General features: G+C 66.0%; 17 protein-coding genes. 12 read left to right on the top strand and 5 right to left on the bottom strand.

Annotation, left to right across the window (positions count from 1 at the left end):
* The first annotated feature begins 454 nt into the window (after window positions 1-454).
* Complete coding sequence (locus tag KF724_06725; protein ID MBX3355375.1) at window positions 455-1,687, top strand: serine/threonine protein kinase; 1,233 nt, start codon at window positions 455-457, stop codon at window positions 1,685-1,687.
* A 7-nt stretch (window positions 1,688-1,694) separates the two neighbouring features.
* Here the strand turns inward: KF724_06725 and KF724_06720 are convergent, their stop codons facing one another.
* Together KF724_06720 and KF724_06715 are read right to left on the bottom strand one after the other, a co-directional pair.
* Window positions 1,695-2,495: a DUF1573 domain-containing protein gene (locus KF724_06720; protein MBX3355374.1), complete on the bottom strand. Its 801-nt coding sequence runs from the start codon at window positions 2,493-2,495 to the stop codon at window positions 1,695-1,697.
* Window positions 2,492-2,968, bottom strand: a complete 477-nt coding sequence (locus tag KF724_06715) for a RidA family protein (protein MBX3355373.1) — start codon at window positions 2,966-2,968, stop codon at window positions 2,492-2,494. The genes KF724_06720 and KF724_06715 overlap by 4 nt, the downstream gene beginning before the upstream one ends.
* 607 nt (window positions 2,969-3,575) lie before the next feature.
* Between KF724_06715 and KF724_06710 the strand changes: the two genes are divergently transcribed.
* The 7 genes from KF724_06710 (at window position 3,576) to KF724_06680 (ending at window position 10,900) form a co-directional block, all read left to right on the top strand.
* Window positions 3,576-4,556, top strand: a complete 981-nt coding sequence (locus KF724_06710; GenBank protein ID MBX3355372.1) for a prepilin-type N-terminal cleavage/methylation domain-containing protein — start codon at window positions 3,576-3,578, stop codon at window positions 4,554-4,556.
* A gap of 35 nt (window positions 4,557-4,591) precedes the next feature.
* Window positions 4,592-5,560 carry a type II secretion system protein gene (locus KF724_06705; protein MBX3355371.1) on the top strand — a complete coding sequence of 323 codons (969 nt, stop codon included), beginning with the start codon at window positions 4,592-4,594 and terminating at the stop codon, window positions 5,558-5,560.
* Window positions 5,561-5,685: 125 nt separating this feature from the next.
* Entirely contained in the window at window positions 5,686-7,431 is a 1,746-nt protein-coding gene (locus KF724_06700) for a hypothetical protein (protein ID MBX3355370.1), read from the top strand.
* On the top strand, window positions 7,428-7,988 hold the full coding sequence (locus tag KF724_06695) for a hypothetical protein (protein MBX3355369.1): 561 nt from the start codon (window positions 7,428-7,430) through the stop codon (window positions 7,986-7,988). Before KF724_06700 ends, KF724_06695 begins: the two co-directional genes overlap by 4 nt.
* Window positions 7,989-8,087: 99 nt before the next feature.
* Complete coding sequence (floA, locus tag KF724_06690; GenBank protein ID MBX3355368.1) at window positions 8,088-9,080, top strand: flotillin-like protein FloA; 993 nt, start codon at window positions 8,088-8,090, stop codon at window positions 9,078-9,080.
* A gap of 21 nt (window positions 9,081-9,101) precedes the next feature.
* Window positions 9,102-9,881, top strand: a complete 780-nt coding sequence (locus tag KF724_06685; protein ID MBX3355367.1) for a glycosyltransferase family 2 protein — start codon at window positions 9,102-9,104, stop codon at window positions 9,879-9,881.
* Window positions 9,878-10,900 carry a flippase-like domain-containing protein gene (locus tag KF724_06680; protein ID MBX3355366.1) on the top strand — a complete coding sequence of 341 codons (1,023 nt, stop codon included), beginning with the start codon at window positions 9,878-9,880 and terminating at the stop codon, window positions 10,898-10,900. The genes KF724_06685 and KF724_06680 overlap by 4 nt, the downstream gene beginning before the upstream one ends.
* Here KF724_06680 and KF724_06675 read toward each other — a convergent pair.
* Genes KF724_06675 through KF724_06665 form a run of 3 tightly spaced genes read right to left on the bottom strand, consistent with a single transcriptional unit; the run spans window position 10,848 to window position 14,542 of the window.
* Window positions 10,848-12,134: a YkgJ family cysteine cluster protein gene (locus KF724_06675; protein ID MBX3355365.1), complete on the bottom strand. Its 1,287-nt coding sequence runs from the start codon at window positions 12,132-12,134 to the stop codon at window positions 10,848-10,850. The two genes, KF724_06680 and KF724_06675, sit on opposite strands and share 53 nt — an antisense overlap.
* Window positions 12,135-12,185: 51 nt before the next feature.
* Entirely contained in the window at window positions 12,186-12,878 is a 693-nt protein-coding gene (rdgB, locus tag KF724_06670; protein ID MBX3355364.1) for an RdgB/HAM1 family non-canonical purine NTP pyrophosphatase, read from the bottom strand.
* Window positions 12,875-14,542, bottom strand: a complete 1,668-nt coding sequence (locus KF724_06665; GenBank protein ID MBX3355363.1) for an acyl-CoA carboxylase subunit beta — start codon at window positions 14,540-14,542, stop codon at window positions 12,875-12,877. Before KF724_06665 ends, rdgB begins: the two co-directional genes overlap by 4 nt.
* Window positions 14,543-14,684: 142 nt before the next feature.
* Here KF724_06665 and rpsO point away from each other — a divergent pair, with 142 nt between their 5' ends.
* The 4 genes from rpsO (at window position 14,685) to KF724_06645 (ending at window position 18,612) form a co-directional block, all read left to right on the top strand.
* Complete coding sequence (gene rpsO, locus KF724_06660; GenBank protein ID MBX3355362.1) at window positions 14,685-14,954, top strand: 30S ribosomal protein S15; 270 nt, start codon at window positions 14,685-14,687, stop codon at window positions 14,952-14,954.
* 152 nt (window positions 14,955-15,106) lie between these two features.
* Complete coding sequence (gene pnp, locus KF724_06655; GenBank protein MBX3355361.1) at window positions 15,107-17,266, top strand: polyribonucleotide nucleotidyltransferase; 2,160 nt, start codon at window positions 15,107-15,109, stop codon at window positions 17,264-17,266.
* Between the two features lie 200 nt (window positions 17,267-17,466).
* Window positions 17,467-17,718, top strand: coding sequence for a cold shock domain-containing protein (locus KF724_06650; GenBank protein ID MBX3355360.1), 252 nt, complete (start codon window positions 17,467-17,469; stop codon window positions 17,716-17,718).
* A 45-nt stretch (window positions 17,719-17,763) separates the two neighbouring features.
* Complete coding sequence (locus tag KF724_06645; protein MBX3355359.1) at window positions 17,764-18,612, top strand: hypothetical protein; 849 nt, start codon at window positions 17,764-17,766, stop codon at window positions 18,610-18,612.
* The last annotated feature ends 118 nt before the right edge of the window (window positions 18,613-18,730 follow it).

Raw genomic sequence — 18,730 nt, 5'->3', positions numbered from 1 at the left:
CGGGGCCGCCAAGGTCCGCGAAACCCCTGCCTGCGAAAGAGGACAACTTCATTCAGGGAAGGATGAGACCGCACCGCGTCGGCGAACGAATCCTGAACCAGCCAGTCAATATGCGCCCGAGGCCAGTGGGCTCGCAGCGAGGCGAGGACCGGCGCCGTTCGGCAGACATCGCCGAGAGCGCTCGGGCGGAGGAGAAGGATCCGTCGCGGCTCCGTTCGCATCTTGGCAGCGAAGGAAAGTATAGTTGAATCTCTCCGCAGTCCCCGTTGCCTGAAGAGTTGCCGTGAGTCCACCCAACACATCCGACGATCCGCAGCCGCGCACGCGCGCTCCGGGGGAGCGAAGCACTTCTTCGTCGGAACGGCGTCCCGACTCCGGTGCCGCCGGGAGCCGAGCAGAGTCCGGTGATGCGCCCGCGTCCACGCCACCTGCAGCGGGAAGCATGTCAGGCAGCATGGGAGGGACAGGTTCCGGTGAAGGCTCCCGCTCGAGCGGCTTCGAGACGCTCCTCGGCAAGATCGTGGTCGATCGCGGACTCGCCGCTTCCGAAGAAGTCGAAGCGTGCCGCGATCTTCAGAAGCAGAACCCCGGCAGCGCTCTCTCCGATCTCCTGATCGACCGCGCCTTCGTGACGCGCAGCCAGCTCGATCGACTTCGCGGCGAACTCGAAGCGGAGCGCAGCCAGCAGCGCTTGCCCGGCTACAAAGTCATTCGCAAGCTCGGCGCTGGTGCAATGGCCACCGTGTACCTCGCCAAGCAGTTGAGCCTCGATCGCCTGGTGGCGATCAAGCTCCTTCCCAAGAAGTTCTCGAATGATCCCAAGTTCATCGAGCGCTTCTACAAGGAGGGCCGGGCGGCGGCGAGGCTGAACGACCAGCATGTGGTGCAGGCGTACGATGTCGGCCAGGCGGGCGACAGCCACTTCTTCGTGATGGAGTATGTCGACGGCGAGACGGTCTACGACCGCCTCGTCCGGCACAAGCGCTTCAAGGAGTCCGACGCGATCGAAATCGTCCGGCAGGTCGCGATGGCTCTGAAGCACGCCCATGCGCAGGGCTTCATCCACCGCGACATCAAGCCGAAGAACATCATGCTGAGCCGTTCCGGCGTGGTGAAACTGGCCGACCTCGGCCTCGCGCGGGCGGTCAGCGACAAGGAAGCCGCTGAAGCCGAGGCGGGCAAGGCTTATGGCACGCCCTACTACATCTCACCGGAGCAGGTCCGGGGACAGGTGGACATCGGACCGCCCGCGGACATCTACGGCCTCGGCGCGACCTTCTATCACATGGTCACGGGTCGCCTTCCCTTTGAAGGAAAGAACCCCTCCGAGGTGATGCACAAGCACCTGAAGGCGGAACTCGTCCCGCCGGACCATGTGAACCCGCAGCTCACTGGCGGCACCGCGCAGATTATCGAAATGATGCTCGCGAAGAACCCGCGTGATCGCTACCACAGCGCCGCGGAGCTTCTCGAAGACCTCGATGCAGTCACGAAGGGGATGCCGCCACTGCATGCCAAGCCGGCGCTCGACCTCGGCGCCATTCCCGCGGCGGTACCTGCCGCTCTCGAACCGACGCGAGTGCGGCATAGCGGCGGGCCATCGTCCGCGCTGGTCATCACCCTCAGCACTCTGCTGGTGCTTGCAGTCGTGGTCATCGTGGCGCTTCTGCTGCGGCCGAGCGGCTGATCCGCGATCACTGCGGGACAGGCACCGGCTGATAGGGAATGATCTCAGCGACGCCGTCAGGCAGACCTGACTCGAGCCTGACCGACAGCGTCGGGCAATCCTCGCGGTCGGTGTGGATCTTGAGCTCCTGCTCCGTCCAACCGTCGCCAAGTTCCAGATCAACCCGACGCCAAACGAGTCGAAGCGTGTGCGCGCTGGCCACCTCAGAGGAGTCGATCTCGGCCAGCGGCGGCTCCAAAGAGAGAATCCTGAAGGGCCGATTGTCACGCGACTTGACCACCAGGGGCGAGACCTCATCGATGATGCGCGTGAGGAAGTTCGAATCGGTGTGAAGCGGGCTCTCGACGATGTACCGGATCTCAAAGCGCACCAGTCCGTCAGCGTGGCGCTCGCGGAAGTCGAGCGTGTAGCGCTTCTCACCCGGGGTGGCCCATGAGTCGCTCAGGAGTTCGAAGTCGAGCGACTCGCCGGGCGCGATGGTGGTGCCCCGAACCAGACCACGCGGTCCGGTGCATCCGCAGCTTGGAATCCAGTCATCGAGCAGCGTGGGCTGATCGGAGTCGTTGCGAATCGTCCCCTTGATACGAACGAGCCCGTCGCACTGGGAGATGCGCCCGAGATCGACCGATGCCGGCTCGAGGACGAGGCGGGGTGGATGGGTCGGGGGCGGCGGCGGGAGTTCAACATGCCTGCTCCGATGATCCCACCACTCGAGCGCCGTCCACGCGCCGAAGGCGAGCACCGGTGTCCCGACCACAATCGCGATCAGGACTCTCCAGCGAGGTCGCTTCAATCCACCTTGGCTCATGAGTCGGCCTCCACAAGCATTTCAACTTCGACCGATGCTCCCAGCGGCAGCGCGTTCACGCCGACCGCCGCACGCGCATGGGTTCCCGCATCTCCAAAGAGTGCTCGCAGCAACTCGCTGGCTCCGTTGGCAACCTTCGGCTGCTCGGCGAAGCCATCATCAGACTGAACAAAGACTCCGAGTCTCACCATGCGTCGCACTCGACCGAGGTCTCCACCGAGCGCATCGGCGACCACGGCAAGTCCATTCAGGACGCACTGCCGCGCTGCCGACTGGGCCGCCTCGATCGAGGCGGTCCCCGGAACCGGACCACGGCAGATCACCTGACCCTCCCGCAGGGGGATCTGGCCACTGACGAAAATGAGGGGGCCGACTCGCACAAAGGGGATGTACGCAGCGACTGGCTTCGGGGGCGCCGGAAGTTCGAGCCCCAGCTCGGATAGGCGGGCGAGGATATCGGAATGGGTCGGCATGGTCGGAAGTGGGCTTGGTGCCGATAGAAGTGACTGTCACTCCAAAGGCCGGGCGAAGGAAGTACGAAAAATCCACAGTTGCCGAGTTGCAAACGCAACCTTGATCCGTAGAGTACTCGTGGCGTGAGAACGCCAAGGGCTCGCTGCAGAGCAATATCCAACCGTCCGCTCGGGACATTGATCCCGCCCGGAAGGAATCTCGCTCTGATTCGTCGGCATTCCCGACCCTGATTCGTCTGCGGCAGCCGACAATCTGACCTGCGACCACGGCTCGAGGCACAGCCTCCTGCCCGGACGCGAAGTGGCTCGGTGCCACGCGTTGAAGCACTCCCAGAAGTTGCTTCCCATCGCCCCGATTACGGAGCGACCATGGTTCGCGTGGCCCTTCCGAGATCGGCTGGAAGCCAAGTTCGTTTCCCGCCCTTCGCCTCACGGTCGCCCATTCATTCCTTCGTCTCGACCCGCTCGAGCGCAGCCATGTGGTGGCATGGACTCCGTTCGACCGGAAGGACCCTCGGCGCCAGGCCAGCGCCGTGTGGACGCTTCGACCCGCGGCTTGGTCCAGCCGCCCGTGTGCGTGCGGTCCATCACGCAGGAGAAGAGTCTTATGAGGAACCACAACAGAGGCTTCACGCTCGTTGAGCTGCTGGTGGTCATTGCGATCATCGCTCTGCTGGTTGGGTTGCTCCTCCCGGCTCTCGCCAAGGCCCAGCAGGCTGCCCGCGAGACCAAGGACGCCACCCAGATCAAGCAGATCCACACCGGCATGCTTTCGTACGCAGCCAAGGACAAGGCCGGCCGCCTTCCGCTGCCCGGCTACATCCGCCGCTGCCTGGACAACACCGTCAATCCCCCGATCCCGACCACTGAAGATCCCACGGCCAACAACACGCAGAACCTGTACTCATGCATGATTGCCCAGGAATACTTCAAGCCTGAACTCTGCATCGGGCCGACCGAGGTCAACCCCGTGGTCGTTGAGAAGGGCAAGGGCGGAACCACGCCGTACAACTACAACCTGTTCAACCCCGGCAACAATGTCTTCTGGGACAACACCTTCACGGCGAATGTCAACAGCACCGTCGGACAGGGCACCTCGAACACCAGCTACGCCCACCTGGCCCTCTTCGGCCTCCGCAAGGATGCCCAGTGGCGCAACACCCAGGACGCGACCCGCCCCCTGCTGGGCACCCGCGCTCCCAAGCTGCTCGCCAACGGTGCATGGGATCCCGATCCCGTCAACGGCTCCATCAACAACTACGCCACCCAGCTCATCGGCCCGAAGCGTGAGTGGTGGGGCAACCTGGTCTTCGCCGACAACCATGTCGAGCTGACCAAGTCATTCTGGCCGGAAGGCGTGACCTTCGAGTGCGGAACGCTCGGCAGCACTCGAGACCACATCTTCACCAACCAGCCCTTCACGCAGGTCGGCTGCCTGAAGCGCGGGTGCGTGGCCAACTGCCAGTCGCAGAGCGCCAACACGAACCCCGTGGCCAACAGCGCCGGCGACACCTGGATGGGCATCTTCCCGGGCACGATCACCGGCTGCACCATTGGCGTTCCGGTGGTTGATCCGTCCTCCAACTGACCCCGGTCAGCACTTTCAAGAAAGGTCACATCACGATGACTCGTACCCATCGCAACCAAGGATTCACGCTCATCGAGCTGCTGGTGGTCATGGCCATCATCGCACTGCTCTTGGGCATCCTGCTCCCGGCGCTCGGCAAGGCCCGCGCGGCGGCCCGGCAGACCAAGTGCAGCACGCAGCTCAAGCAGATCCACACCGGCTTCCTGACGCACGCCGCGTCTGAAGGCGGTGGTGAGTTTCCGCTTCCCGGCGTGATCAACCGCCAGGGCATCATCCCCGGCCGTGGTCTGCCGAATGAGCTGAAGAACAGCCACGCTCACCTCTACTCGGCGTGCATTGCTCGCGAGCTCTTCACGCCGCAGATCCTGGTGAGCCCGTCCGAAGTCAGCGGCCGCGTCGCGGTCTGCTCGAACTACAACTACTCCTCCTACCAGCCGGCCAACGACACCTACTGGGACGGCGATGTGCCGGATCCGGCCAACGGCGGCGCAGGCTCGGGAAGCCTCGGCAACAACTTCCGCACGCAGTTGACCGATGGTGTCTGCCACACGAGCTACGCGACCATGCCGCTCATGGCTCGTGATGCTTCGGCTCGCAAGGAGAGCCGCCGTGATCGTCACTGGCGGAACACTTCGGACTCCGGATTCGCGGTGCTCGGAAACCGTGGCGTGGAGGATGGTCAGACGACCACCAACGCGTACACGAACTCGATCACCCTCCAGATCCACGGCCCGAAGACCTCTTGGGAAGGCAACATCTGCTACAACGACAACCATGTCGCCTTCGAGACGACCTTCTTCCCCACGGGCATCAGCTGCGCCGAGGGTTCGACGGTCTCTCCTCCCAACGACGCCAACTGCCCTCCGGGCACCGGTCTCGACAACATCTTCCTCTCGGAGACTGAGAACTCTCAGTTCCGGAATCGCGGAGATGTCTTCCTGACGGTGGTTCGCACCGTCACCGGCAGTCAGAGCAGCACCACGCATCAGCTGCAGTTCGACTGACTCCGGGAGCTCCCGGGTACGCCTGACCCTCTGGGCCAGGCATCAGGGGAAATTCAGCACCGCCGGTCGGCTCAGCCGACCGGCGGTGTTCTTTTCGTCAGTGGGGCGCCACCTATACTTGCCGCGTGTCCCTGATTCGACTCTGGGTCTTCATCGGCGCGGCGGCTCTCGCCGTGCTTTCTCATGCCATGCAGGAGATGACGGCCCCCGCTTCGGTGCCTGCGGCGCGCCGGGCCGAGCGCGTCGCCATCTTCACCATCAGCGGTCCAATCGACACGGTCACGCTTCGCAGTCTGGAACGGCGACTGGAGCGCGCCCGCAATGACGGCTTCGATGCCGCCGTCATCGAAATCGATACTCCGGGTGGCGAGGTCGGCGCGGCGCTCGACATCTGTCGGCTCATCAAGAAGGAGATGCCGCCGAACACGGTCGCGTGGATTCGTCCGACGGCGTACTCCGCGGGAACACTGATCGCGCTCGCGGCGCGCGAGATCGTCGTGACACCCGATGCAGTCTTCGGTGCGAGCGCTCCCATCGCCTTCATCCCGGGCATGGGCCTCATGGAGTTGCCGCAGGCGGAGCGAGCCAAGCTCGAGAGCCCGCTTCTCTCCGAGGTCATTGACAGCGCGCGACGCAATCACTGGGATGAGCGACTGGTCCAGGCATTCATCGCCGTCGGCGTCGAGCTCTGGATGCTCGAAGATGTCCGAACGGGTGAGCGCGTCTTCGTTGATCGAGCCGAGTACCGCGAAGTCTTCGGCAAGGAGCCCCCGGATCAACTGACGGCGGCCGGAAGCCCGGCGGTCTCGGGGCTCGACCGGCGCCCGGTGCGCCCCTTCTTCAGTGATCTCTTCGGCCCACCGCCGCCGCGCGGGCGTCCGCGCGCTGCGGAACTCTCCGCCGAGGAGATCGCGGCGCAGATCGAGTTTGAGCAGACACTCCCCAGCGCGCGACCTCGACTGGACTCAAGCGAACGCGATCGATGGCGCTTGGTCACGCAGGTCGACTCCGACGATCGTCTGCTCACGGTGCGCACGCCGGAGGCCGTGGCCTTCGGTCTGGCAACGGCCATCATTCCCGATGACAACGCCTTGGTCGCATTCTTCGGCGCCACCGAAGTGCGGCGCTATCAGGAGAGTTGGTCCGAGGGGCTCGTGCGCTTCCTCATCAGCACGCCGGTGCGATTGATTCTGGTGGCGGTGATGGTGATCTGCTTCCTGGTTGAACTTGCCGTGCCGGGTTTCGGTGTCTTCGGCATTGCGTCGTTCGCATGTCTGGTGGTGCTGCTCGGCGCACCGCTGCTCCTTGGATTGGCCCAGTGGTGGCAACTGGCCATTGTCGTTCTCGGTGTCGCGCTCGTGCTCGCCGAAGTCGCGCTCTTCCCGGGCACGCTCGTTCTCGGGCTTGGTGGCGCGATGCTCGTTCTGCTCGGCGTGGCCGGGGTCTTCGTCCAGAGCGAGCTCAACTCAGCCGCGGGCCAGCGCGAATTGCTTCTGGCCATTGCCGGCACGCTGGGCACGGCCGTGGTCGCGGGGGCGATCGGCGCCGCCATTCTGCGAAGGCTGGGAGGTCCTCGAGCGCTCGCGGGTGCCGTGCTCGATGCCGAGGTCGCCTCGGGTGGAGCGGTGTTTGCCGGGGCCGGCGCAAGCACGGCGCCTGACGGGTCCGCTGCGATCCCCTCTCGGCGTCCGCCGTTGCCGCCGGGAAGCCGCGGAGTCGCCTTCACCGACCTTCGACCGGCGGGCAAGGGCGACTTCGACGGCACGCTCTACGATGTGCGCTCGACCGAGGGCTACCTTGAGCGAGGCCAGCCGATCCGCGTGGTGCGGACGGGCCCCGCCGAACTCGATGTCGAGAGCGACACCGCATGAATCCACTGCTGCTTCTCGCCGTCGGCGCCGCAAGTGATGGTGCATCCGAGGAGCGATGGCTCATCCTTGGCTTCATCCTGCTGGCGGTCGGCATCGTGCTCTTCGCCGCCGAGCTGTTCATTCCCAGCGGCGGACTTCTGGCGACACTCTGCGGCCTGTCGCTCGTCGCCTCGGTCGCCTGCTTCTTCATGCACGACTGGCGCTGGGGCATCGCCGCCGCGTCAATCTACGCAGCCGGTGCGCCGGCGGTCATCGTCTTCGGGTTGAAGGTCTGGTCCGCGTCGCCGCTGGCGCGCAAGATGATTCTCGAAGACGCCGTCGACGCGGAAGCCGATCGGCCTCCGTCGTTGCGACCGAATGCCCTTCGACTGGAACAACTGCGCAAGTTGATCGGCGCCGAGGGCGATGTCGTGACGCCCTTGCGTCCCGTCGGCTTTGTGCGCATTGCCGGTCAGCGCGTCGATGCGCTGGCCGAGTCGGGGTTTATTGACGCGGGCCAACGAGTGGTCGTGGTTGATGTGCTCGATGACCAGATCAAGGTCCGGGCCGTCGGCTGACTCCGGGGGCGAACCCCCCGCTTCCTGCTTTGCTAGGCTGAAGCGGTCATGACGATTCATCCATTCCTGCTTGCTCAGGCTGCCGCCGGGAAGTCGGCCATGCCGACCTGGCTGCTGGTCACGCTCATCGTGGCCGGTGTTGTCGGCCTCATCTTCTTCATCATCATCGCCCAGTACATCCAGCTCTGGGTGCAGGCGTGGCTCTCCGGCGCCAAGGTCCGACTCATCGACCTCGTGATGATGCGACTTCGCAAGGTTCCCCCCGGGGTCATCGTCCTCAATCGAATCTCCGCGCGGAAGGCGGGGCTCGATGTGCCGACGAACCTCCTCGAAGCGCACTATCTGGCTGGCGGCCGGGTGGATCGTGTCATCCGGGCCATGATTGCGGCCGACAAGGCGAAGATCGACCTCGGATGGGATCGTGCCACGGCCATCGATCTCGCCGGTCGAGACATTCTCGAAGCGGTGCGCACGAGTGTCGACCCGAAGGTCATCGATTGCCCCAATCCCGCCAGCGGCAAGGCCACCCTCGACGGCGTGGCCCAAGACGGCATTCAGCTTCGCGTGCGAGCGCGAGTCACAGTGCGCACGGCGATCGCGCGGCTCGTCGGTGGTGCCACCGAGGAGACGATCGTGGCCCGCGTCGGTCAGGGCATTGTGGCGACCATCGGTGCGAGCGAGAGTCACAAGGCGGTGCTCGAGCACCCCGACCGCATCTCGAAGACCGTGCTTGCCCAGGGTCTCGACTCCGGCACGGCCTTCGAGATCCTCTCGATCGACATTGCTGAGATCGATGTCGGCGACAACATCGGCGCGAATCTCCAGACCGCACAGGCCGAGGCCGACAGCAAGCGCTTCCAGGCCCAAGCCGAACAGCGGCGTGCAGCCGCCGTGGCGCTCGAGGCGGAGTTCCAGGCCGAGGCGCAGAAGAACCGGGCCCTGGTGGTCCTGGCCGAGGCCGATGTGCCCAAGGCTCTGGCTGATGCCCTCCGAACAGGCAAGCTCGGTGTCATGGACTACTACCGCATGCAGAATGTGCAGGCGGACACCCAGATGAGGCAGTCGATCGGTCAGCCACCGCAGGCCGGCTGACGAAGTCCCCGGACCGCGCGCGTGCCGGTGCTCTTCTGCGTCATTCCCGTCTTCAACGAACCGGAGACGCTGGAGCAGTGCGTGCAGCGCGTGCTGGCGACCTCGCTTCCATCGGCATGGTCGCTGTCGATCGTGCTCGTCGATGATGCCAGCGCGGTGGCGACCCGCAGCGCGGCCGAGCGCCTCAGCGAGGCCCATCGCGGCTCGCCCGGACGCCTCGATGTGCTGACCCATCTCATCAATCGCGGCAAGGGTGCGGCGCTGCGAACGGGCTTTCGGCGCGTGCTCGAGCGCTCCGCCGATGATGCCGACGCCGTGATCATCCAGGACGCCGATCTCGAGTACGACCCCGGCGACTTTGCCTCGCTGCTTGAGGCGCTTCCGCCCGGCGGCCACGGCGCGGTCTACGGCAATCGCTGGCTGTCGATGGATGGAGGCACGCTGGTCCGGCGGCTCCATCGAGGCGCGAACCGCGCCCTCACTCGCATCAGCAACTTCGCGACCGGCTATCGCATCGGCGACATGGAGTGCTGCTACAAGCTTCTTCCGGTTCCCCTTCTTCGGCGCGTACTGCCGCAGCTCACCGAGGATCGCTTCGGCATCGAACCACAACTCACCGCGGTCCTCGCCCGCGAAGGCGCGGAGATCGCCGAGGTGCCCGTGCACTACAACCCGCGCGGCTTCGCGGCCGGGAAGAAGATCGGATGGCGCGATGGTGTCCGTGCCTGCTGGGTGATGATGCGCGAGCGCTTCAAGGGTCGTCCTCGCCATGGCGGCCGGGTGACGAAGGGCGATCGATGAGCAACCACGACGGCGAAGCCCGCTCCGATCCCGAGGAACTTCCGGAGGCGGCTCCCGAGGAGATCGAAGCGGAATTGGAGGAGACGAAGCGCCAAGTCTTCGCGTGGCGCCGGCTGCTCCTGCAATCGATCGGCTTCGCCCTTGGTGCGGCGCTCATCATCTGGCTCGTCGTTCGCGCGATGCAGGATCCCGCCGCGTGGCAGCGCCTCCGCGCCGCCGATCCGGCGCTGGTCGCCGTGCTTCTGGCGTGCAGCGCGATCAGCCTCGCGCTCAATGGTGCCATCTTCTGGATTGCCGTGCAGCCCCTTCGCCGACTGGGGTTCATGGAGTTGCAGTGGGTCAACGCAGTCGCGGCGCTCTTCAACTATGCCCCCGTCAGGCTGGGCGTCTTTGTGCGCCTCGCATGGCACCTGCGGGTCGATCACATGCGCTTGCGCGAGGTCGCCGCGTGGTTTGCAAGCATCGCGTACACGGTCGTGGTGCCGCTGGGGGCGGCCATTGCGGCAGCGCTCCTCTTCGGCGCCCTGGGCCTGGGCATGCTCGGGGTCACGCTCGGGCTGATTCTCGTCGGAGGCATCGCCGCGCCGGCGCTCCTCGGGCGACGCTTCGTGCAACAGCGATCGGGCGGGCTCGAACGGGTGGTCACCGATCCCGTCGCCCTCTGGGGATCGCTGGTGGTTCGCTCGATCGACCTCGGCCTCTGGGCCCTTCGCATGATGATCGTGGTGCGCATCCTCGGCATGGAGCTCTCCGCCAGCCAGAGCTTCATGCTCGCGATGGCCGCGATGGCGGTCACGCTGAATCCCCTTGGTCGACTTGGCTTCCGTGAGGCGACCGTGGCCTTCGTCGCTGCGCGAATGCTCGGCGGCGACGGAGAAGACCTCGTCGCTCGAACGAGTCAGCTCGCGGTCATCGAGAGCGCAGCGGAACTCGCCGTGGCGCTGCCGGCCGGCGCCGTGGCGCTCATCATGTTGGCGGGGCGCTGGAAGCGGGCGAAGCAAACCAGAGCTCGCGCGTAAGACGCCGCAGGCCATCGTGACGAGCGAAGTACTCGAGCCGCAATCGCTCGGCGCTTCCTCCCAGCCACCGCGCGCGCCCGGCGCTTCGATCGATGCGCCCGAGTGCCGCCGAGACATCCGCGAGTCGCACGGCGGGTGCGCCCTCGGCCACCGCATGGGCCCGCGCAAGCCACCCGAGCGAGGCGAGATTCACGATCAACGCGCCGAGTCCCTCGGTCATCGGCCAGCCGTAGAAGCCCGAGCCCCACGCGCGACCGCCGAGAATGGTGGCGCGAAGCCAGCGCGTCATGAGTTCTTCAATGGCCTCCGCGTCGGGTCCGCGGGCCGCACCGGGAAGCGCCGCAACGCGCTCCAGCCGGCCGCCGCGCGGCCACGCGAGACCGATCGGCGGAATGACGCCCTTGCCCCGCGAGAAGCGCCGACTGCGCCAGAGCTGTGAGAGCACTGTGCGCAGGCGGCCGCGCCGCGAGATCTCGGGGATCTTCGGATCCTCCGTACGCGCGAAGACCGCCTGCCGCAGCAGGGACATCTGTCGTCGTGACGGCGCTTCGATCGGAAGATGCAGAAGCTCATCCGGCAGCGCCCCCACGAGCAGGTCGAGCAGTTCCTCGAAGCGCCGGCCCCGCACGGTGTCGAGTTTCGCCGCCATGAGCTGCTGCGCGATCCACGCGAGGCCGTCAAGACGGACTTCGAAGGGCTCTTCGAGTCGGGTAAGCCAGCCATCAATGGCCGCGATGAGCGCATCAACTTCGCCCTCATCGGCCACGAGCTTGCCGGAGAGGCGAATGACCGAGGCGCGCCGCGCTTCCGGCAGCGCCCCCTGGAAGTCGCGAAGGGACTCCATGTGGCTTGGAAGCGCCGCGCCGCGACTCTGCCGCACCGACTGGCACGCGAAGTTGATACCGGCCATCGCCGCGCGCGGCCCCGGCGCCAGCGAGAAGGGAAAGACGCGACAGGCGAGCGGCTTCTCGTCGAAGCCGAACTCCGAGTGCACGCGGCAGAGGCCGTTGTCCATCAGAAAGATGCACGCACCATCGTCACGCTGTCGCAGAAAGGCCTGCCCCTGGAACTCGACGGTCACCGGCTCACCCAGTCGCTCCCGCCACCCCTGCCTCTCAAGTCGGGCGAGATCCTCCGGTGAAAGCTGCACGGTGAAGTCCCGGCAGCAGTCGCCGCACCCGTGACAGGAGTAGCGCTGAACGGGCAGCGGCAGGACCTGGAGAGGCAATCCCATGACGATGAAGTGTATGGAGGGAGCTGCGCCCCCATGGGCGGCGCGAGACGCTCAGCCCGGAAGCGACACTCGCTCCGACCATCGCTGCGCAAAGTCGCGCAGGGCGCGGCCTCGATGGCTGATCTCGTTCTTCTCCCCGGCTGAAAGTTCCGCACTCGTCCGGCCGAGCCCGCGCACGACGAAGAGCGGGTCATAGCCGAAGCCATGCGCTCCGCGCGGCGCATCCGCAATGACGCCCTCGACCGCCCCCATCGCTTCGAGCAGGATCACCCCGTTCGCATCGGCCATGCACAGCGCACAGATGAACCGGGCCGTGCGCCGCTCCGATGGAACACCGACGAGCGCGCGAAGCAGGCGCTCGTTGTTCCGTGCATCGCGATCGGCGCGCGACCCTTCGCGCCCGGCCCAGTGCGCCGAGTGGACACCGGGCTCGCCGTCGAGCGCATCAACTTCGAGCCCCGAGTCATCGGCCAGCACCACGCGCCCGAGCCGCGCGGCGTAATCCCGCGCCTTGATCGCCGCGTTCTCGCGGAAGGTCGCTCCCGTCTCATCGGGTTCCCCCCCGGCATCGCCCGCTTCGGCGAGGGAGAGCACCCTGACGCCGAGGGGCTCGAGGACGGCGCGGATCTCCTCGAGCTTGTGCGGGTTCCCTGTCGCCGCGACGATCTCCCGCTCGGCGCGGGGCGCTGCCGGGACTGCGGACACCCCCGGCCGAGATGCGTCGGCGTCGCGCGGCCTCGTCATGTCTGGAGCACGCCGGTGCGATAGGGCCGATCGCTCGGCGCCATCAGCGCAAGCCGCATCGCGAAGATGAGTTCGTCTCGCGTTCGAGCGGGGTCGATGATGCGATCCACCCACCCTCGGCTCTCGCCGTAGCGGATGTCCTGCTGCTCGTTGTAGCTGGCGGTGATCGCCGCGAGCAGGCTCGCGCGCATGGCATCATCGATCTTCTCTCCCTTGCGCTCCCGCGCGGCGAGGTCAATCTGGAGGAGCGTGTTGGCAGCCTGACCAGCGCCCATCACGCTGCACTTGGCACCGGGCCACGCGAGCGTCAGGAAGGGATCGAACGCACGGCCGCACATGGCATAGTTGCCCGCCCCGAAACTTCCGCCCACAATGAGCGAGATCTTCGGAACCACGGAGTTCGCCATCGCATTCACCATCTTCGCGCCGGATCGGATGATGCCCGTCTGTTCACTGTCGCGCCCCACCATGAATCCGGTGGTGTCATGCACGAAGAGGAGCGGCAGCCGCTGCTGATTGCAATCCATGATGAAGCGTGCCGCCTTGTCGGCGCTGTCGTCATAGATGACCGCGGGCATGTTCACGGCCGAGGTCGGCCCCGCCTTGCCGCCGGGCATGGAGCGCCGCGTGAGCTGCTTCTGGTTGGCCACAATGCCGCAGGGCACGCCGCCGATCCGAGCGAAGGCGCAGACGAGTGATTGCCCGTACTCCGCGCGATACTCGTCGAAGCCCTCGCCATCGACGATCGAGGCAAGCAGTTCGACCATGTCGTACTGCTGGCCCGGCTCACTCTTGAAGATGTCGAAGACCTCGGTGGCGGCGCGACGCGGGGCCACCACTTTCAATGGCGGCTCCACAAGGCGCCGGGCCGCGAGGTTGTCCTCCATCAGGCGCCGCAGCCTCGCGAGGCACGCGGGATCATCCTTCTCGCGGAAGTCGATGGTGCCCGAAATCTGCGCGTGCATGGCCGCGCCTCCGAGTTCTTCGCTCGAGACTTCCTGGCCGATCGCCGCCTTGACGAGCGCCGGACCCGCGAGATAGAGCCCGCTTCCCTCGGTCATCAGCAGCGTGTCGCAGAGCACGGGGAGATATCCGCCACCCGCGACGCAGTTCCCCATGATCGCCGCGATCTGCGGAATGCCCATGCCGCTGTAGACGGCGTTGTTGCGGAAGATCCTGCCGAAGTCATCCGCATCGGGGAAGACATCCTCTTGAAGCGGCAGAAAGACACCGGCGCTGTCGACGAGATAGATGAGCGGAAGATGCGCGCGCTCCGCGATCATCTGGGCACGGATGATCTTCTTGCAGGTCATCGGGAAGAAGGCGCCGGCCTTCACCGTCGCATCATTCGCGATGATCATCGCGGGCTTGCCCGCAACCACCGAAAGCAGAGTGACCACGCCCGCGGCTGGCGCTCCGCCGTAGTCGCGATACATGCCCCAGGCGGAGAGAAGCCCGCACTCAAGGCGCGGAGCACCGGGATCGACCAGCCGATCAATGCGCTCGCGCGCGGTGAGGCGCCCGTGTCGGTGCTGCCGTTCAATGCCGGAGGGACCTCCGCCCTGCTCCGCACGGGCGGCGTCGGCCATCCAGGTGGCCGTGGCCCCCCGAAGGCCGGTCCCTGAGGCTGGTGCGGAGGCCGGCGGCGAGGTCTTGCTCGTCATTTCCGCAGGATAGCGGGGCGTCGCCGCGCCTCTAGAGCCCCCACCGATCAAGCCCTTGCAGCCCCCCGCCCCTTCCCGCTATCCTTCTCGACTCAACATTGAAGAAGGAAGGACGGGCCTCGCGGAGGCCCACGCAAGGACCATGACCATTTCGGCCACACGCAAGCAGCAGGTCATCACCGGCACTCGCCGGCACGACACCGACAGCGGATCCCCCGAGGTGCAAGTTGCGATTCTCACGGAGCGCATCAGCGAACTCCAGGAGCACTTTCGCACCCACCCCAAGGACTTCTCGTCGCGTCGCGGTCTGCTGCTCATGGTGGGACGGCGCAATCGGCTTCTGAAGTATCTCGCCGAGACCGACCGCTCCTCCTACACCAACCTCATCAGGAAGCTCGGCCTGCGCAAGTAGGCCTCAGGAACCGCGCCGCTTCAAGGCGGCAGTCGGCCCCGTGCAGCAGCACCTCCGTCGCGACGAGCGACCGCGCGTTCACTGCATCCGGCCCTCTGCCTCCGATCTCGGCGCGGTGATCAAGTCACTCACCCCCATCGGAATCAGATCTCATGCCATCACTCAAGCACGCCATCGTCGAAAAGCAGATCGGCGGACGCACCCTTCGTATGGAAACCGGCCGCATCGCGAAGCTCGCCTCGGGCGCCGTGGTCATCAGCTACGGCGACACGGTGGTGCTCTGCACCGCGGTGCGCGCCCAGCCTCGCGCCGGAATCGACTTCTTCCCGCTCACCTGCGACTACCGCGAGCGAACCCCCGCAGCCGGCAAGTTCCCGGGCGGCTTCCGAAAGCGTGAAGGCGCTCCGAGCGAGAAGGAGATCCTCACCATGCGGATGATGGACCGCCCGATCCGCCCGCTCTTCCCCGATGGCTTCATCGACGAGATCCAGCTCCAGGCGCTTGTGCTGAGCCACGACGGCCAGACCGACGCCGATGTCGTCGCCTGCACCGGTGCGGCCGCGGCCCTGGCGCTGACGGATGCTCCCTTCCAGGGCCCGAGCGCGACGGTGCGCATCGGTCGCATCGTCACCGACAGCGGACCCCAGTTCATCATCAACCCGACGCAGGCGCAGATTGAGTTCAGCGATCTCGATCTCGTCCTCTCCGGCCATCGCGACGGCATCAACATGATCGAAGTCGGCGCCGCGGAGATTTCCGAGGCGGACATGGTGGAAGCGATTCGCTTCGGCTATGAGCAGGGCATCAAGCCCATCCTCGACCTGGTCGACGAGCTCCGCCGCGCCGCGGGCGCCCCCGGGCCGAACATGGGAACGCCGGCGCTTCCCGAGGCCTCGATCGTGGCTCTGGTCAAGGAGAAGGCCTACGAGGAGATGAAGAAGGCCCGCCAGATCAAGGGCAAGAAGGAGCGCAACGACACGGTCGATGCGCTCAAGAAGTTCATCATCGACACCCACTTCGCCGTGCCGGCGGGTCTCACCTTCACGGAGCATCAGGCCGCCGAGCGGCGCCAGCGCGATGCGAAGGAAGCGCTGCGCCTCCTTGAGAAGAAGATCACTCACGAGCTCGTCGCCGAGCACGGCATTCGCGCCGATGGACGCGGGCTGCGCCAGATCCGGTCGCTCGACATGGAAGTCAGCCTGCTGCCCCGCACGCACGGGTCCGCACTCTTCCAGCGAGGCGAAACCCAGAGCGTCGTCACCTGCACGCTCGGCACCATCAAGGATGAGCAGATCGTCGACGGGCTCATGCCCGAGTACGCGAAGAAGTTCTACCTGCACTACTACTTCCCCCCCTTCTGCACCGGCGAGGCTGGTCGCATCACGGGACCGGGCCGACGCGAGATCGGACATGGCGCGCTCGCCGAGCGATCGCTGCTGGGCATCCTTCCCTCACCGGAGGAGTTCCCCTACACCGTCCGACTCACGAGCGAGATCACCGAGAGCAACGGCTCCTCCAGCATGGCCTCGGTTTGCGGCGGCTGCCTGGCCCTCATGGACGCCGGCGTTCCCATCAAGGGCACCTGCGCCGGCATCAGCGTCGGTCGCTTCACGAGCGCCGGCGGCAAGGTCACCCATGTGACCGACATCATCGGTGAAGAGGACTTCTTCGGCGAGATGGACTTCAAGGTCTCCGGCACGCGTCAGGGCATCACGGGCATTCAGCTCGACCTGAAGGCGCGCGGCCTCTCGATCAACGAGATCGCGCAGATCTTCGAACAGGCCCGCGAGGGTCGCCTTCAGCTCATCGAGCAGATGGAAGGCGTGCTCGCCGCGCCGCGTCCGGACATCAGCCGCTACGCGCCGCGCATCATCATCGTGAAGATCGATCCCGAGAAGATCGGCAAGCTCATCGGACCGGGCGGCAAGACAATCCGCGCCCTCCAGGAGCGCACCGGCGCCCAGATCGATGTCGAGGAGGATGGCACCGTCTTCATCGCCACGCCCGACGCCGCCAAGGGCGCTCAGGCGAAGGCCGAGGTCGAGGCGCTCGGCGCCGAGATCAAGGTGGGCTCCATCTTCGAGGGCAAGGTCGTCGCCGTGAAGGAGTTCGGTGCGTTCATCGAACTCGTCCCCGGCACCGACGGCATGTGCCACATCAGCGAGCTCTCGCAGGGCTATGTGAAGAGCGTGACTGATGAGGTCAAGGTCGGCGACCTGGTCAAGGTGAAGGTCATCAATGTCGACGAGAATGGCCGCATCAAGCTCTCCCGCAAGGCGCTCTTGGTGGACGCGGTGGTCAAGGGCGGCTGATCTCGACGGCCGACGAATGACGGCGTTTCTCAGGGCAACATACGCCCCGCTCGGTCACTGCCGAGCCGGGGCGTTGCTCCATTCCGGGGATCCGCGCTTGCGTTCTCGCCTCTGCTCCCGCACAATGCCACCATCGTCTTCAGCGGTCCCAGAGCAGTGTTGGGCCGTGCGGATTCATCATCGCGGGCTGGAGCACTGCCATGTCGAACGCCGAGTTGCACCAGGTTGAGGGCACCGTCAAGTGGTTCGACCCGCGAAAGGGATACGGCTTCATCGTCGGTCCGGAGGGGCAGGACATCTTCGTGCACTTCTCGGTGATCGAGCAGGTGGAGGGATTCCGAACCCTTCGGGATGGCGAGAAGGTGGTCTACTCAGCGGCCGTCGGCCCGAAAGGTTGGTCGGCGACCCGCGCGAAGGCGACGACGCGAGTGCCGCAGAGCAGCGGCCACTGACGCCCGAGCGGTTTCCCGAAGGAGGCCGCCATCACTCTTCCTGAGATGCAGGCCCTCGCGCAGGTGCGGAGCGAGGCGGTCCTTTGGGCAGGGCTCTGGATCTGCGTCGGTGCGGCGGTCACCGCGAGTTTCGCCTATTGGCGCTGGCGGCGCCATCGGCTCAAGGTCCGCCTGGATGAGCGACGCCGAGGTGCGGAGCGCATCTCGGAACTGCGCTCGATGACCGGCGGACTGGCCCACGAGATCAAGAATCCCCTCTCCACGCTGGTCCTGAATGCCCAGCTCCTCCGCGAGGATGTGCTCGACCTCGATCTGCCGGAAGAGTCGCGGAGCCGCATCGGGCGCCGTGTTGATGCCCTCGCGCGCGAGGCGGCGCGGCTGAGGCAGATCCTCGAGGATTTCCTCCGATACGCGGGTCGCATCCAACTCGACCGACAGGCGCGCGATCTTCGCGAAGTGGTCGATGAGCTGGTCGATTTCTTCCGTCCTCAAGCGGTGCAGTCGGGAGTCGTCCTCCGACTCGCGACGCCCGACGACCCGGTGCAGGTCATGGTCGACGCGGGGCTCTTCAAGCAGGCGCTCCTCAACCTGATGATCAACGCGGTGCAGGCGATGGCGCACTCGGAGCGGCGCGAACTGCTCATTCGAGTCGAGCGCGATCGCCTGGGTCCGGCGCCGGAGGCGCGGGTGCATGTGATCGACACGGGCCCGGGCATTCCCGAAGAGCAGCGCGCGACGCTCTTTCTTCCATACTCGAGTTCACGGCCCGGCGGCACGGGGCTCGGCCTCGCCACCACGCGCCGCATCATGGAAGAGCATGGTGGTCGGGTCACGCTCTTCACCGATCCGGGTGTCGGCAGCGACTTCGTACTGCACCTCCCCCTGAGCGCCTGAAGGGCCCTTCACGATGGAGCGAAGTCCGATCCCCGCGGCCCTCGGCCGAGGCCTGCGAAGACCCTCGATTTTGGGCCTCTCCAGAGGGGTCCGATCGCATTCGGAAGGCCGCAGCGTC

It is taken from the genome of Phycisphaeraceae bacterium (assembly GCA_019636735.1).
GTDB lineage: Bacteria > Planctomycetota > Phycisphaerae > Phycisphaerales > SM1A02 > VGXK01.
The sequence above is the reverse complement of the archived record's forward strand: the minus strand, read 5'-3'. Positions and strand labels throughout refer to the sequence as shown.

Bases quoted from the DNA above. Each gene is read 5' to 3' on its own strand.
- KF724_06710 (MBX3355372.1), top strand. From the start codon at position 3,576: ATGAGGAACCACAACAGAGGCTTCACGCTCGTTGAGCTGCTGGTGGTC.
- KF724_06650 (MBX3355360.1), top strand. From the start codon at position 17,467: ATGTCGAACGCCGAGTTGCACCAGGTTGAGGGCACCGTCAAGTGGTTC.
- KF724_06705 (MBX3355371.1), top strand. From the start codon at position 4,592: ATGACTCGTACCCATCGCAACCAAGGATTCACGCTCATCGAGCTGCTG.
- KF724_06645 (MBX3355359.1), top strand. From the start codon at position 17,764: ATGCAGGCCCTCGCGCAGGTGCGGAGCGAGGCGGTCCTTTGGGCAGGG.
- KF724_06665 (MBX3355363.1), bottom strand. From the start codon at position 14,542: ATGACGAGCAAGACCTCGCCGCCGGCCTCCGCACCAGCCTCAGGGACC.
- KF724_06720 (MBX3355374.1), bottom strand. From the start codon at position 2,495: ATGAGCCAAGGTGGATTGAAGCGACCTCGCTGGAGAGTCCTGATCGCG.
- KF724_06695 (MBX3355369.1), top strand. From the start codon at position 7,428: ATGAATCCACTGCTGCTTCTCGCCGTCGGCGCCGCAAGTGATGGTGCA.
- rdgB (MBX3355364.1), bottom strand. From the start codon at position 12,878: ATGACGAGGCCGCGCGACGCCGACGCATCTCGGCCGGGGGTGTCCGCA.
- KF724_06675 (MBX3355365.1), bottom strand. From the start codon at position 12,134: ATGGGATTGCCTCTCCAGGTCCTGCCGCTGCCCGTTCAGCGCTACTCC.
- floA (MBX3355368.1), top strand. From the start codon at position 8,088: ATGCCGACCTGGCTGCTGGTCACGCTCATCGTGGCCGGTGTTGTCGGC.
- KF724_06715 (MBX3355373.1), bottom strand. From the start codon at position 2,968: ATGCCGACCCATTCCGATATCCTCGCCCGCCTATCCGAGCTGGGGCTC.
- KF724_06680 (MBX3355366.1), top strand. From the start codon at position 9,878: ATGAGCAACCACGACGGCGAAGCCCGCTCCGATCCCGAGGAACTTCCG.
- KF724_06725 (MBX3355375.1), top strand. From the start codon at position 455: ATGGGAGGGACAGGTTCCGGTGAAGGCTCCCGCTCGAGCGGCTTCGAG.
- pnp (MBX3355361.1), top strand. From the start codon at position 15,107: ATGCCATCACTCAAGCACGCCATCGTCGAAAAGCAGATCGGCGGACGC.
- rpsO (MBX3355362.1), top strand. From the start codon at position 14,685: ATGACCATTTCGGCCACACGCAAGCAGCAGGTCATCACCGGCACTCGC.